The 15,131-nt window shown below is 53.7% G+C and carries 6 protein-coding genes; all 6 read right to left on the bottom strand.

What is annotated here, in order from left to right:
* A partial coding sequence (locus tag AB8804_RS22770; RefSeq protein ID WP_371190200.1) for a hemagglutinin repeat-containing protein occupies window positions 1-8,247 on the bottom strand: 8,247 nt, incomplete at its 3' end.
* 14 nt (window positions 8,248-8,261) lie between these two features.
* The gene (locus AB8804_RS22765; protein ID WP_371190199.1) at window positions 8,262-9,995 is read right to left on the bottom strand and encodes a ShlB/FhaC/HecB family hemolysin secretion/activation protein; all 1,734 of its coding nucleotides are present in this window, start codon (window positions 9,993-9,995) and stop codon (window positions 8,262-8,264) included.
* A gap of 166 nt (window positions 9,996-10,161) precedes the next feature.
* Window positions 10,162-11,019, bottom strand: coding sequence for a fimbrial protein (locus tag AB8804_RS22760; protein WP_371190198.1), 858 nt, complete (start codon window positions 11,017-11,019; stop codon window positions 10,162-10,164).
* Window positions 11,016-13,583, bottom strand: a complete 2,568-nt coding sequence (locus AB8804_RS22755; RefSeq protein WP_371190201.1) for a fimbria/pilus outer membrane usher protein — start codon at window positions 13,581-13,583, stop codon at window positions 11,016-11,018. The genes AB8804_RS22760 and AB8804_RS22755 overlap by 4 nt, the downstream gene beginning before the upstream one ends.
* Window positions 13,584-13,617: 34 nt before the next feature.
* Window positions 13,618-14,355 carry a molecular chaperone gene (locus tag AB8804_RS22750; protein ID WP_371190197.1) on the bottom strand — a complete coding sequence of 246 codons (738 nt, stop codon included), beginning with the start codon at window positions 14,353-14,355 and terminating at the stop codon, window positions 13,618-13,620.
* Between the two features lie 50 nt (window positions 14,356-14,405).
* Window positions 14,406-14,984 (bottom strand): fimbrial protein, encoded by a 579-nt coding sequence (locus AB8804_RS22745; protein WP_371190196.1) that lies wholly within the window; start codon window positions 14,982-14,984, stop codon window positions 14,406-14,408.
* Between the last annotated feature and the right edge of the window lie 147 nt (window positions 14,985-15,131).

The following is a 15,131-nucleotide window of genomic DNA, read 5'->3' as shown; positions in this document are numbered from 1 at the left end:
CTGGCCGGTGGAAGAACCCGGAGACAGCTTCACGTCAGTGCCGTTAGTGCTGCTGGACGGCGCTACGCCGTGGGTCATGTCGCCGTTCCACTTTTTGTGCTCAGGCGTTTTCGGCATGTCCATACCGGTTTTGCCAGTGGAAGAACCCGGAGACAGGATCACGCCGGTACCGCTGGTGCTGCTGGACGGCGCCACGCCGTGGGTCATGTCGCCGTTCCACTTTTTGTGCTCAGGCGTTTTTGGCATGTCCTTGCCGGTTTTACCGGTGGCAGAACCCGGAGAAAGGGTTGGGTAGTTCGTATTCGGAACGTCCCATTTTTTCTTCGGCGTCGTGCTGTCGGCCGGTTTCGGCGCAGGCTTCAGATCGCCCGCTTTCGACGGGGTAACGGCCGGTACGTCAGTGCTGTGCGCGATGTCGGACGGGGTGGTCTCCGTCTTCTTCGTGCTGTCGGCCGGTTTCGGTGCAGGCTTCAGATCGCCCGCTTTAGACGGGGTAACGGCCGGTACGTCGGTGCTGTGCGCGATGTCGGACGGGGTGGTATCCGTCTTCTTCGTGCTGTCAGCCGGTTTCGGCGCAGGCTTCAGATCGCCCGCTTTAGACGGGGTAACAGCCGGTACGTCGGTGCTGTGCGCGATGTCGGACGGGGTGGTATCCGTCTTCTTCGTGCTGTCGGCCGGTTTCGGCGCAGGCTTCAGATCGCCCGCTTTGGACGGCGTAACGGCCGGGACGTCTTCGCTGAACGCTCGCTGAGACGGCGTGGTGTCCTTGTGCTTCGTGCTATCGGCTGGTTTATGGTTATCGGTATCGCCATGATGTTTAGTGTCAGGCGTATCGACGTCGTAGCTGCCCTTGCTCTTCTTACCGAAGCCAGGATCCGCCAGCGTATAGGAGATGTTGTTACCCGCTTCTTTCTCATCGCGGGTCACCACGGACATTTCGTCCTTGTTGGTGTTAATCTCGCCGGTGGTGCCTTTGCTGGTAACGTCGCCCACGGAGATGGTTGACTTCTGGGTTTCGTTACGATGGATCTCGTCCACGGTATCGACGTAGATGTTACCTGACGGGATGCCCCCTTTTTTGCCCGGTACGCCGCCGATGCCAATCCCGCCGCCGCCGTAGAGGCCGTCCTGCTCGACGGAATCGTCCAGGGTTTTGGCGTTGATGTTGCCCGCAACGTCGACGGAGCCCGTCCCGTCCTGAGAGATGATATTGGCGCCGGCCATGTTGAGGTCGCCACCGGTTTTCACGTCCAGCTGTCCGGTGGTGTTAATGCCCGACTGCTTGGCGGTGCTTGACGAGTCGTAGGCTTCAGAGCCACCGCCAGCGTTAACCGCACCGGTAGGCATAACGCCTTTGCCGGAGATCGCCACCCCTACGGATGCACCCCAGTTGGCGCGCTCGTTGTCGGTGTGCTTGGTGTCCTGAACGGAGTTGATGGTCATGTCGCCCGCTACGTCAACATTGGCGGTATTCGCGTCAATGTTGGCACCGGTCATGGTCATGTCGCCGCCGGTCTTGATCTTGACGTCGCCACCGGTGATGGTGCTGTTGGTGTAGCTGGTGGTGTTACCTGTACCTGTCTCGGTGCTGCCGCTGTAGTCGAGGGACGCACCGCCGCTTACGCCGGAAAGATCCACGCCTACACCTGCCGTAATGCCCCCGGAATGCTTGTCGGTGGTATTGGTATAGCTGGTAGTGGATTTCGCCGCGTTCATGTTGACATCGCCGCCTGCGTTGATTTCAACGTTCTGGCCGCTGATATCGCTACCGTTCAGCGTGGTATCTTTCTTGGTGTTGATCGATACGTTGTTCGCGCTGATATGGTTGATATTTTCCGCAGTTGACGTGGTGTTCGACTTCGATTTGGTTGAACTACCGCCAATGGTAACGGACGCGCCCGCCAGATCGTTGAGCAGGATATTGGAAACATCGCCCCCGATTTCTGCCAGCGTCGTAGCCGCGTTAGCTGACTGACCATCGGTTCCTTTTTCAATCAGGTTACCGGACTTATCAATGGTGTCCGCGACGGTGCTGTGGACCTCACCGGAAATGCCAAACGTGGTTTCCTTATGGGTAGAGGTATTTTTACTCTCGTCCAGATATTTGGTGGTCGCGACGTCTTCAGCACTGATGTTCAGTGAGTCACCGGCGCGCAGATCGGCCCCGCCGATGTCGGCGGTTTTGCCCGCTTCGATAGATCCAGACTTATCGAAATTGATGGACGCGTTGGTATTCTTCTTGGTATCCGTGATGGACGAATCTTTGGTGGAGTTAAACTCCAGGTTGAAGCCAGCGAGATCGGACACTGGCGCACGGCCAGGTTTTTTACCAATCGCAGAGGTATCGGATTCACTGCCCGGGCTAACGTAATCACCCTGAGTGGTCTCTGTGTTGCCGCCGCTCATCGTGCCGTAGCTGGTATTGACCGACTGGCCGCCGCCGTTAGCGCCTGCGCTGAGGGTAAACTCGCGCGAGCTGGAGTGCTCTTCTTCGTGCGCAACGTCCTGGGACGTTTTGATGGTCACGTCGTTTTCAGCGCTAATGCTGCCGGTTTGCGCATTATAGGTACCGCCTTCCATCACCACATCTTTCTTCGCGTGGATGTCCATGTTACCGCCAGCGGTAACGTTTGAACCCACCGCGGTGCCGGTGGTGGTCTGCGTATCGGAGAGCGTGAAGTTAAAGGCGTTTCTGACGTCGTTATCGATAGTGCGTTTAGCATCGATTTCGTGCAGATCGTTGAACGTGACGTCACCCTCGGTGGCGTTCATGCTTACGTCTTTACCGGCGGTAATATCGGACGCGTTGGAGGTAATGGATTTAGCCTCCATGCTGATGCTGCCGCCCGCGGTGACGCCATCATCAAAGGCATGAATAACCTGCTCGCCGTTCTCAGCATGACCCACGCTTGCGGTCATGTTGATATCTCCGTTTGCGGCAGACATGTTGATGTCGCCGTCAGCCTTAATTTCGGCGCCGTTGTTGTTGATATTACCGTTGGTGCTGGACATGCTGATGTCGCCGCCGGAGGTAATACCCGCGTTCATCCCGTTGCTAACGTTGTTAATGTCACCGTCTGAAACCAGCGTCATGTTGCCGCCGGAAGAGATGGAGCCATTGGTGTTGTTAATGGAGTCGGCATCGACGTTCATATCGCCGCCAGCATGGACGGTGGCGGTTCCGCCGTTAACGTCGCCGGACTCCATTTGGCGCAGCGTTTCAGGGCACAGGTAAATCACCGGTACCAGCACGTCTACGCCGTTGACGGTCTGATTAACGTACCAGACGATATCGGAATTCAGGTTGTCCATCTGGTCTTTGCTGAGCGGTTCACCCATAACCAGCCCCAGCGCGTTGTCTTTTGCCGCAACGCCCGCGTTATCCATCAGCGCCTGAACCAGCGCGTCGCCCTCAAGGCCGTCACGAATGGAGAAGAAGCTGCCGACGGAGCTGCTGATTTCACGACGGATAAGCTCAGAGGTGAAATAGTTGTCCCCGATAACGTTAACGGGCTCTTCAGGGTTGTAGCCCACCTGATCGAAGAAGTAGTCAGAACCGGTATAAGCGTTCTGATCGATCATTGACGGACGGGTTTCGAAAATAGGAACGATATTGTTCTTTGGCCCCGGATAGGCGGTGCCATTTTTCTCCGCTTCGGCGGTTTTTTTGAAGTCGGTTGAGACTTCAAACATGCCCGGGAGAGACACCAGATCCTTGATGGTCGGCATAGGGCTGATGCCCATCGCAAGCTCATCAATGGTTTTGGTGTTTACCGCAACGTTAAAGTCCGGGGTAATGGTATCAACCGTGTATTCGCCAACGTCAATATCGCTGATGTTAGCGTTGCTGTTGATTTCGCCCGAACCGTCAATACCGTTATCCAGCACGCCGCCGTTGTGGGTGAAGTTTCCGCCAGCGGTAATTTCACCTTTTTCCTGCGGCACGTAGTAGGTTTTCTTGTCCTTCAGCGCCTGGCCGTCAGAGGCCGTGACCTTTGCCCACTGTTCGCGCATCTTGCCGTAGCCGGTAGTTTGCCAGGTTTCGCCAAAGATGCTGGTCATCATGCTGTTAAACAACGTGGATTTGTTGCCTTGCATGACAACCGCGTTATACCAAATATCTTTCTCGGTATCCTCATCACCTGTTTTTGAAGCAGCGCTACCGTTACCGAATTCGAAATCGAGGAACTGATATAACGTAGTGAAATCCCAGGTGCCTTTATGGACTGATGCTACTTTCCATTCATATGCAATAAAGTTACGGTCGTATTGATCGCCCTCCAAAGGAATCTGAAGGTAATCATATATAGACATCTCGCCATAGCGTGGTGTGTTATGCAGGTTACCGGTAATGGTGATGTCTTTTGCTGCCTGAATCAGTCCACCCACGTTGGTGACTTCATGGGTATCATAAATATCACGCTGGTTGATATTGATATTGCCACCCGCACTGATTTCAGCAAGCTCGTCCAACTTCAGCCCCGACGTGACTATCGGCATATTGAGCGCGATCCGCGTGTTAGACTTAGTCATCACGTTTTCAATAGTGTCGTATTCTGCATAAGCCGACTGTGAACCCGTAACGCCAACCTCATCCCCGGTATAGGTGCTCTCATTTTTCAGCACTTTAGCATCGAGATTGACGTCTTTTTCTGCACGAATAATACCGGCGCTGTTCCAGATCTCATTGGCGATGATCGAAATATCGCCCATGCTTAGGATGTTGCCGCCATACCCGTTAAGGACGGTGCCGTTGCGCGCTTCCAGGTTCATATTACCCATCGTCCACAGCAGGCTGCTGCCGTCGTTGGTAATATCGCTGGCCTTGATAGTCAGATCGCCTGCGGAAATGATAGATTTTACGTTCAGGAAATAACCGTCCGCGTTGACGGTCATATTGCCAACGGATTCGACGTTGGTGTTGTTAATGAAATCGCCGTGGGTGGTGATGTTCAACGCGTGTCGGGCGTTGATGTCGCCGTTATCGTCGCTCAGCATCAGGCTGTTATCAACTTCCAGGTTAAGGTCATTGCCCGCCTGAATGACGCCGTTGTTATTGTTGAAGCTGGTGACGTCGAGGCTCAGATCGCGGTCGGCGTTAATCGCCGCGTTCAGGTCGTTCTGCAGGTCCTTCGCCTTAACGATGACGTTTTTACCCGTGATGACCGCATTGCCGGTATTTTTGATCGCCCCTTTTTCAACGTTCAGCGCGACGGTCTTGCCGCCTGCCAGCGCGGAGTCGCTTGCGTTGTTCAGGTTCTGCGCCACGTTCAGCGTCAGGTTGTTATCCGTCGAGACAATCGCAGCGCCGTTTTCGTTGGTCACATTGTCCGCCGTGACGGTGACGTTTCCGCCCGCGACGACGGCTGAATCCGTGCCGCTGTTGGTCAGCGTATCCGTGACCACCGTCAGCGCACCGTCCACGGCCTGGATAACGCCGCCGGTGAGGTTGGAGAGGATCCCAAGGGCGTTCAGCGCCGCGTTCATGCCCGCGGTAATCACGGCACCGTTGGCGTTGGTCAGGGAATCCACGTCTTCAATGGTTAAGTTACGCAGAGCCATCAGAACACGATCGCTGCCGTCGTTCACCACGGTTTTGATATGGCGAAGGATCAGGTCGGTGCCCGCCTGAATGACGCCGTTGTTAGCCAGCGTGTTGCCGTTCTGCAGGGTGATGCTGGCGTCGCTGAGGATCACAGAATCGTTGTTGATCGCCTTCACGCCGTCCAGCGTCATATTGCCGGATGCCAGTAAAGCCGCATCGGAGCGGTTGTTCAGGGTATCGACGTTGGTCACGCTAAGCGTCTTGCCCGCCTGAATCACCGCGCTGTCGCTGTTGGTCAGCGTTTTGACCTTATCAATCGTCATGCCGGTGCCGCTCACAATCGCAGCATTTTTGGCGTTGGAGAGGGTGGTGATATCCATCAGCGCCAGCGCGCCGTCGGTAACGATCTGAGAGGCTTCGTTATTCAGCGTGTCGAGATGTGCAATCGTCAGGTTGCCGCTGCTGTAAAGGGTGGCATCATTAACGTTGTTCAGCGTGCTGAGGCCGTCCAGAAGCAGCGTGGTCGCCTGAATACCGGACCCATCGTTGGTTAGCGTGCGGGTGCCGGACAGGTTCATCTCGCCCGTCGCCAGCATCACCGAGTTGCCGGTGTTGTCGATGCTGGCCATGTTGGTCAGGCTAACGTTTTTGCCCTGGATCCAGCCTTCACCCTCGTTCTTCAGGGTAGTGGTATGCGCGCCGTCAAGGGACAGGGTTCCGTTCGCGAGGATCTGACCGCCTTTGGTATTGGCCAGCTCTTTACTGACGTTCAGCGCCATATCGCCCGCCGCGCTCAGCGTGCCGCCGCTGTTGCTCAGCTTCGCGGTTTTCACCTGAACTTTCTGCTTGGCGTTTACGGTGCCGCTGTTGTCGAGCGTTGCGTTGGCGTCAGAGGCGGTCAGGGTGACGTTAGCACCTTCAATCTTGCCCTTGTTCTTAACGGATTTGCCTTTCGCGGTCAGGGCAACGTCTTTCTTATTGCTGATGATGTTGCCGCTGTTATCAACGTCGCCGTCGGCGTTAATTGTTACGCTGGCATTGTCGCCGCTGATGCTGCCGGAGTTGGTCAGGTCGCCCGTGCTGGTGAGCTGAAGTTCTCCTGCCGTAACGCCCATGTTTCCTTTGTTGTTCAGGGCGCTCGCGTTCATGACCAGACGCTTATCAGCGAAGATGCGGCCTTCGTTATCGAGGCTGCCGACGTTGATGGTCTGGTTGTTTGAAGCGTAAAGAATACCGCTGTTTTTCAGCGAGCCGGAGGCAATCGTCACGTCGCCCGTCGCGCTGACGGAGCCGCTGTTTACGAAGGCATCTTTCAGGGTGAACTGCAGCGTGCCTTTTTTCGCCAGGATATCGCCGCCGTTGTTATTCATCTTGCCTGCGCTGATCTGAACATCACCGCTGTGGCTAACCACCTGCGCGTCAGAGATTAACGAGGTGAACGGCACTTCCACGCCGCTGACTTTGACGACGAAATCGCCGTTTTTCAGCGACACAACGCCACCGGCGATAACCTTGCCGTTCGCATCCAGCGCCTGCAGCTTGCCGCTCAGGGTATATTCACCCGCAACGTTGATCTGGATCGCCGGGATGGTGGTGGCCGTGTTTTTGGTGACCAGTGAAGCCGCGTTTTGCACCAGCGAGCTGGCATCGATGCGGATGGTGCCGCCAGAAGAGATAACGTCGCTATTGAGCGTAATGCCCGCCAGCGCGTTCAGGACGACGTTGCTTTTCGCCTGCACGCCCGCGGTGGATTTGTTGAGGGTGATATTTTTACCCGAAAGCGTCAGGTTTTTATCGCTCGACAGGCTTGCCAGCGCGATATCGCCGTCCGCGTTCACGTCCAGATCGCTGCTGGCAATAATCCCGCCCGCGTGGCGCACGCCCGCACCGGATTCGGTACTGATCAGCTGAATTTTTCCACCGTACATGGAGCCCAGCGCGCTACCGTCGATAGCCACCGCCGGGCCTTTCCCGTCGCCTTTGCTGCGCACGGTATGGCTACGGTTAGCAAGATCGTAATCGTTTTGGCCCGCCAGCACCTTGATATCCGCGCTGCCGGCGATTTCGCCTTCCAGCTGCGCGCTGCGGCTGACGATGTCAAAGAAGCTTAAACCGTCGGTGTTAATCCCCTGTCCGGTGACGGAGACCGCGCCTTTTTCTACGGCCAGCTTGAAGGTACCATCGTCCTTCGCCTGCACTTTACCGGTGCTCAGCGTCAGGCTGTTGGCGTTGATGGTGGTAGCACCGTTAACGCTGATGCCGTTTTCGTTGGCAATAATAATGTCGGCCTTTTTACCAAAGACCTCCATCGTCCCGTTGATGTAGGACGCTTTAGCCCCCGTCACTTCACTGATGATGGCGCTGGCTTCGTGCTGGAGCTGGGCGTTTTTAACCGCATAGCCGCCAATTTTCGTGACGCCATCCTTCATGCTGTTGTTAAAGATCATCCCCTGCTTATCAACGTTAAATTCGTTGAATTTGTTCATGGAGATGCCTTTCCCGTTAGGGTCAGCAATATTGACAACCGGCGTACCGTTGGCCGCCTGGCCCATGGTTGGGCCATTTTTCTGACGCGTATCAGGCGTTGTCGCCGCATCGGCAGTGGCCGATAAAATACTGGCTAGCGACAAATATAATGGGCAGAGACGCTTATGCAAATTGCTGGCAGTTATGCCGCCACCCTGTGTTTTTTTGTTTTTCATAATCCTTCCCTTTATTAGAAATTAATTTCCGTTTTGTAATAAACCACCGTGTTATCGATGGTCTTATCTTCCATGGAGTCTGGTTTTTTGACGGGCCATCCAGCCGTAATGTAGGAAGTGAAGTGGCTGCCTGTTGCCTTGACGCCAACGGATGCGCCCATCATGAATTGGCTATCGCAGGTGTTAATTCCGTCGGGGCAATTATCTTTTGTGAAACCAAAGTCGTAGCCGAGATAAGGCGTGAGCTGGTAGATACCGGCCAGGCCAATATCGAACGGGAACTGAAGGCTGTTTGCGATCCACGCGCCGCTGTCGCTCATCACGTTTTCATCTTTAAAGCCGCGAACGGTATATTCGTCGCCCAGCGTGACTTTGGCATCGCTGACCAGGGTGTCAGGCGTATACTGGAAGCCGCTGTTTAATTCGTAAGTCATGCCAAGGCGGCCAAATTTAAAGAGCGGGCGCGTCCATGAGGCGATGCCGTTATATTTCACGTAATCGACGTCGAAGCCGCTGAGATCGTCATCGCCGTTGCTGGCTGAGCCAAACCACGGCGTCGACGCGGTGACGCTCAGATCGCCATAGAACCAGCCGCCGCCCACCGCGCCAACGTAGGTAAGGCCGGAAGCCAGAGAGGTGTACGTTTTTGAGCTGACGTCGATTCTGGCGTTTTCGATACCGTTGTAGTTATCGCGACGTTCAAGTTTCACCCACGCGCTGGTTTTGCCCGTCGCACCGCGAACAAGCATGCGGCTGATGCGCAGCGAGGCTCGCTCGGAGGTGCCGTCAGAATCATAAATACCAAATCCGCCGTCGATCCCTTTTTCATATTCGGATTTGTAGTAGTTGGCATCAAATCCCCAATAGCCCAGCGGCACGCTGTAGCTGAATGACCACGAGTCCTGCTTGTCATTCTCGTTTTTGAGGTTGTTCCAGGAGTAATAGGCGTTAAAAATATCGTTCAAACCGGCGATATTTTTGGCGGTCAGGCTGCTGTAATACTGCTGCCAGCCGTCAGCGGCATTCCCGGAGTTATTTAAACCCGCCGCCACGTCGAGCGGGAATGAGGGTTGGCGAATAAGGTTGAGATCGGAATAGCCGTTAATGACCGAAGGTTCAACGCTAATGTTGTCGCCGCTTGATACGCGCATCAGGTTTTCAACCATTTGGTCGATATCCTGCATATTCAGAATGTTATCTTTGGCGAAAGGATAGGCGGTAAACAGGCGCGTTTTTTCGCGGAAGGTCGGTTCCTTACCGTCGACCTTAAAATCGCTAATCTTTCCCCACAGCACGCGCAGCTTAAGCGTGCCGCTTTTAATATTGCCGGGCTCAATACTGATTAAGGTCGTGGCATAGCCGCGGGAAATATAAAAATCCGTTAACTCTTTAACCAGATTAAATATTTCGGCTTTGCCCAGGCTTTTATTCAGATACTGCTCAACGATGGCCTCTCGCTGCGGAGAACCCTCAAAAATCGTATCGTTGAGGATCTCAATTTTGGTTATGGTAAATTTCCACGTGGAGTCAGCCGGAAGTGAAGAAGAGGCATCTTCGCCGCGCAGGGCGCGCTGCTGCTGAAGAAGCGCTTCCGTTCTTTTGGCCTCTTCAATCAGAAACTGATTGCTCTGGCGCTCCAGGCGGTCAAGCTCCTGCTTGTTCTGAACGGAGGGCAGGGTAGCGGCATGCGCTACCTGCAGCAGCGGCAGTAAAAAAAGGGCTTTTTTAGTAAAGGATATATAACGCATTTCTCTCTCCCTGAGCGTTAATAAGTAACCATAGTGTAAATAACCGCGCCGACGACTTTGCCGGGGGTTAGATTTTTTCGCTCCACGCCGTCTTCGACGTATATTTGTGCCTGATATTTTTTGGTGATCGTAGGTGAGGCGGTAAATTTATCCACAGAGCCTATTTTTACCGGGGAAATATTATAAGCAGACGCTTTCTCATAAAGACGAATGGCAAAGTTACCGGCATAACCTCACCTTTTTCGACCCCTATAATCCCCGATAGGGTGCCAAACGGAATGTTATTTACGGAATTAAAGGTCAGGCCAACTTCGAGCGTTGAAGGGCAGCCAATGGTAATGCTGAATTCTTTTTTATCACCTTGCTTTGTTCCGTTATTCTGAAAGTCGGCGATGCTATAGGTACCCAAATCGATGTGGTTAGATGTCGGATATATTGAGCATGAAAGGGGCACGACTTTAATAGCTGCACCAAAGCTGACTTCCATAATCGGCAGTTTTTCGCTGGTGTCCGCCGTCGGAATCACCGACGCCTGAGCGACGGTGCCGGCAGGTATGTAGCTTTCGCCTTCGCTCAGGTTGCCAATCTGCACGAACTCAACCAGCACGGTGCTGTTCAAGACCGAGCAGCCAGATGAGCAGGTTGTCGGTGATCCTGAGTTACCCGGGATCCACGAGGATGACGTCTGGCCGGGCCATCGCACGCGGATACCAATCCCCGGAATTTCCGTCACGTAAATATTTTGTACCTGTGAGACGACGTAGCTTCGCGTAAAGGTTGAGTGCCACGTGGACTGCGTAGACCCGTCGCACTTATAGCTGACGTCCGGCACCGGGTAGGATTTGCTCCACAGCACGGTGCCCACCACGCCCTGTTTTGCCGGGTTGAGGGTGATAGCATCAGCGATATTTAACGACGCGAGTGCGGTAGTGCGCGAGCAAAGTGCGGCATAGGCGTTATTCCCTGACAAAGTAAAAAATGCAGCGGACAGCACGATCAGTGCTGCCGTAAAAATCCGTTTCATGGTGTTGTCTCGCTACTGATACAGGTTATTTCAATGGCTTTAAACGACTCCTCCGCCGATCCCTTGTCCTCCGCATTCAGGTGCGAATAGCTGGCACGACACTGCGCGGGGCGTTTATTCTTCTTCCACTGAAGGGTAAGTTCGTTTTTGCCTTCTTTGAGCGCCACCATCGCCAGGCCGTTTTGGCCCACCATGCCGATGTTGTCTCCCGTTTCATTCAGCACTGAGGCGCCGAACGGGATAACCTCGCGAGAAGGCTGTACGAAACGCACAAAGCTTTGGCTATTGCCCAGGGTGTCCATTTTGATTAACACTGCCGCGCCGGACGTGGGCACAATGGTTCGGTGGGTATCGTCAACTTCGATGTTGTAGGCGGTGCCTTTCGGGTCGGCGTAGACGTCGTTGTATTTGTAAGGCACCAAATAGCTCACGATGCCATAGCCGTTATCCTTGATGAGGGCCTGAGAATCAGGATAAACGCGCGATCCTTCCGCCCCTTTCGCCTCAACGATGCCGATGGTGTCAGAGAGGGTAGGGACGAAGTTGACCCCGCCCTGATGCACAACCATGCCGCCGTTCAGGTTAACGCCGCCCATAAAGGAGTCCCTGGACTGGCTATAGGTCATGCCGCCGGATGCGCTTTCGCCGGTGTAAGAGAGGTTCATGCCGAAGTTGGTTTCCGGCGTGTTGGACTGGCTGAAATAGCCGCCGAAACCAAACTGCGAGCGCTCGCCCGCGGAACCGTTTAACGAGGTGCGGAAGTTGGCTTCATCGCTGTTGTAGCTGAAGTTAGCGCCAAGGTGCGCCTGCTTTTCGTAGTGGTGGCCGAGCGGCATGCTCATGTTTAAATAGATCGTATTTTCGTGGCTGCCGTCATCGTTATCGGTTCGGCCCACGGAAATCCCCCAGGTCGTCACGCCGAACTGGTTGTTATAGCCCACCACATAGTTCGACTTTTCGTTATACCCGCGCTCGTCATTCCAGACGTTACCCACGAACCCGCTGAGGTAGAAACTCCCCCAGCCTGCGGGCAACATCTGGTTGATATTGGCTTCCAGGCGCTCGCGATAGCGCTGCGGTAAGTAATCCTCCTCGCCGGATTCCAGCGCGCGCTTGAGGCTAACGGCATCGTTCAGGGAGTAGTAGTTCGAGCTTGAGTAGCGATAGCCAATCAGGCTGAAGTTGGTACCCGTGTTCGGCAGGGCTTTCGCCAGGCTGATGCGCAGGCTCATGTCGCAAAACGTACCGCAGTCCCCTTTATCAGGCTGGCCTTCAAAGTGGGTAAACGAGCGGGTGACGTCGATGCCTAACGCCCCCAGCGAGGTGTTGACGGCAAAGCCGGTCATCAGCGACGCATAGTCGCCTTCGAAGGCGCTTTGTCCGCCGACATACCCGGTGAGGTTGTTGAACAAACCGTACTGGAGCGTTCCCTCAATGGCTTTTGGATCTTCTCGCAGCCAGGTGTCACGGATCTCGCCGGTGGCGACGGAGTAGCGGTAGTAGCCTTCGCGCAGCAGCTGCGGCACGCTGGAGTAGGGAACAACAAACTTAGACTCTTTGCCGTTCGTTTCTTTAACCGTAACCTCAAGATCGCCGTTATAGCCGGTGGCGTAGAGATCGCTTATCGCAAATTCACCCGGCGGCACGACCTTTTCATAGATGGTGTTGCCGCCCTGCTTGATGGTTACCGTGGCGTTACTGTTGGCAATGCCGCGCACCACCGGCGCGTAGTTACGCACCGAGTCAGGCAGCATGCGATCGTCCGTTGCCAGGCGAACGCCGCGCAGGGCGGTCGTGTCGAAGAAATCACCGGTGGTATTGAGATCGCCCAGCACAATCTGTGACTGGAGGGGGGCAATGGCTCTTTCGGCATAGGCCTGAATGTGCTGTATGCCGGAGTTATCCGTATCGCTGCCCGATGACAGGCTGTCATAGGTCGTAAAACGCCAGGCGCCGAGTGAGAGCGTGTTGTGCACGTTGCTGTAGATGTAGTGCGAGTTGTCCTGCGTCGGGCGATACCGCGAGCTGGTGGCGCTCAGCGTATAGGAGGACATCAGCGCCGGCACGCCTTCATCCCACAGCTCAGGGCTGACGTAACCGTCAGGCGTGTTGAGCAGCATCACCTGCGGGATGGTCACATTGAGCTGCTCTTCATCCTGATCGTACTCTACCGTCGCGCCGTTAATGAGCTCGGGCAGAATAATGCACTCATTTTGCTTCCAGTCTGGCGGCAGTTTCGAAATGTCGACGTCAAAGCGGACGATCATTTCCGGCTTCATGCAAACATTAAAGCCCTGCTGATTGTCCGCCGCGATAAAGGTTAACGGCCAGGTATCAATGCGCTTGAGGTTACTGTAAACCTCAAGCTTATAATTCCCCGGCTGTACTCTTGCGGCACCGTCATACTGCGAGAGGTCGATACCGCTATCATAATATTTCATAAACCCATGTGAAAAACTGATGGGTTTATTCGTGTTTTCTGCCTGCGCAGTCGGTGAAGCCAGAGTAATAGAAATGACTAAACTGCTGATTGACAGCAGATTATTATTAGTTTTAAACAACATCGACATGCAACCGTCCTGGTGTATATCTTTATTATTAGAAGTTATAGGTTCGTTTGATATAAGCACCGAGATCGGTAATATAATTGTATTTAAATATACCTTTACCCTGAACGGCATTAACCTGCGGGAAGTGATAGATAAGCGTGCTGTAAGGCGCAATCATTTGGCCGTCAATCATCACGTCTTTACCCTGCGCATCGGTCAGCCAAACGTTCGTCATGCTCACGTGGAAAGGGGATTTGTTTGTGCCAACGACGTCATAACCCTTAGCCGTTTTCCTCAGCTCCCAGGTTAACTTATCCGCCGCTTCCATAGGATTGCCTTTTAGTCCTACAGGGCGATAGAAGAATTTAATCAGGGTCCTGAATGCCATGGTGAGCTGATTTTTATCGGCATCTTCTGGCGCTTCCGGTGGAATATCCAGCACGTTTAGCCACAGCACGGTTTCGCGGTCTTTAGGGTATTTCGATACCGCTTCATCCGTCTGGAAAATACGGAATACTTTACCCTTCTGCGCGTTGATTCTGGCTGCAGGCGGGTTAATAAAGAAAGGAAGTTGCTCTTTGGCCACGCCGTCGGACTTATCGGTGCTGGAAAGCCAGACCTGAACCAGCTCAGGCGTTTTGCCAATATTATTAATGCGTAACGTTTGTTCTTTTTCCCCGGCGTTGAAGGCAACGCGGGTGGTTAAAATTTGAATGGTCGCACTGGCCGTGAAGGAAAAGGCCAGAGTGATAATGAGAACAGAAGATTTAACTAAACTTTTTAACATCTGGCCTAATCCTTTAGGTGAAAATTAGTGGGTAAAACGGCTACGCACTATTACTGGTATTTAATGGAGTACACGACGTCGGTCGTCACTTTACCTGCGGTAGCTGCGCCGCCGGTGGCTACATACTGTGCCCAGTAGTCAAATTTCGCGGTATTACCGGAAACGGTAACGGTTTTCGCGTTATTGTTAGCGGTATTCAGGTTCAGAATGGCTTTTGTAGAATCCAGTAAACCGATTTCCACTTTGTCTGCGCCGCCGGACGTTTTGGCTACGGAGTTTTTCAGGTTACCGGTGACGGCGTTAATGTTGGTGCTTTGTGCCAGTTCGAAGAACACGCTGGCAATTTTCCCATTGGTGCAGTTAGCGCCGCTTAATTTGATGAAGAATGGCGTATCGCCCGCGCGCTGGCCGTCCGTTTGCAGAGCAGTTGTGCTAATAGAAGGCAGGTGTACGGTAAAGTCAGGGGAAGCGGATTCACCTGATGCATCGCCACCGGTAATAGTACAGGTCGCATCGCTGATGGTGCCGTCAAAGGTAATGGTGCCGTCTTCCGCCGCGGCTGCGGTGCCAATAGTGGATAAAACGGTCAGTAATACAAATTTAGACAACTTTTTCATAACAATATCCATATAATATTTTTGGGATATGGATTGTATAGATTTAATAACCCTTGCTGCTATCAGACAACCATAAATATAATCTTAATTTTAAATCGACATATTTGGTTAAGTTATGAGTTGATTTTTTAATTGTGAGCGAATTCCAATATATAGTAC

It is taken from the genome of Enterobacter sp. KBR-315C3_2022, assembly GCF_041399425.1.
Lineage (GTDB): Bacteria > Pseudomonadota > Gammaproteobacteria > Enterobacterales > Enterobacteriaceae > Enterobacter.
Note: the sequence above shows the minus strand (reverse complement) of the source record. Positions and strands in the feature narration are given on the sequence as shown.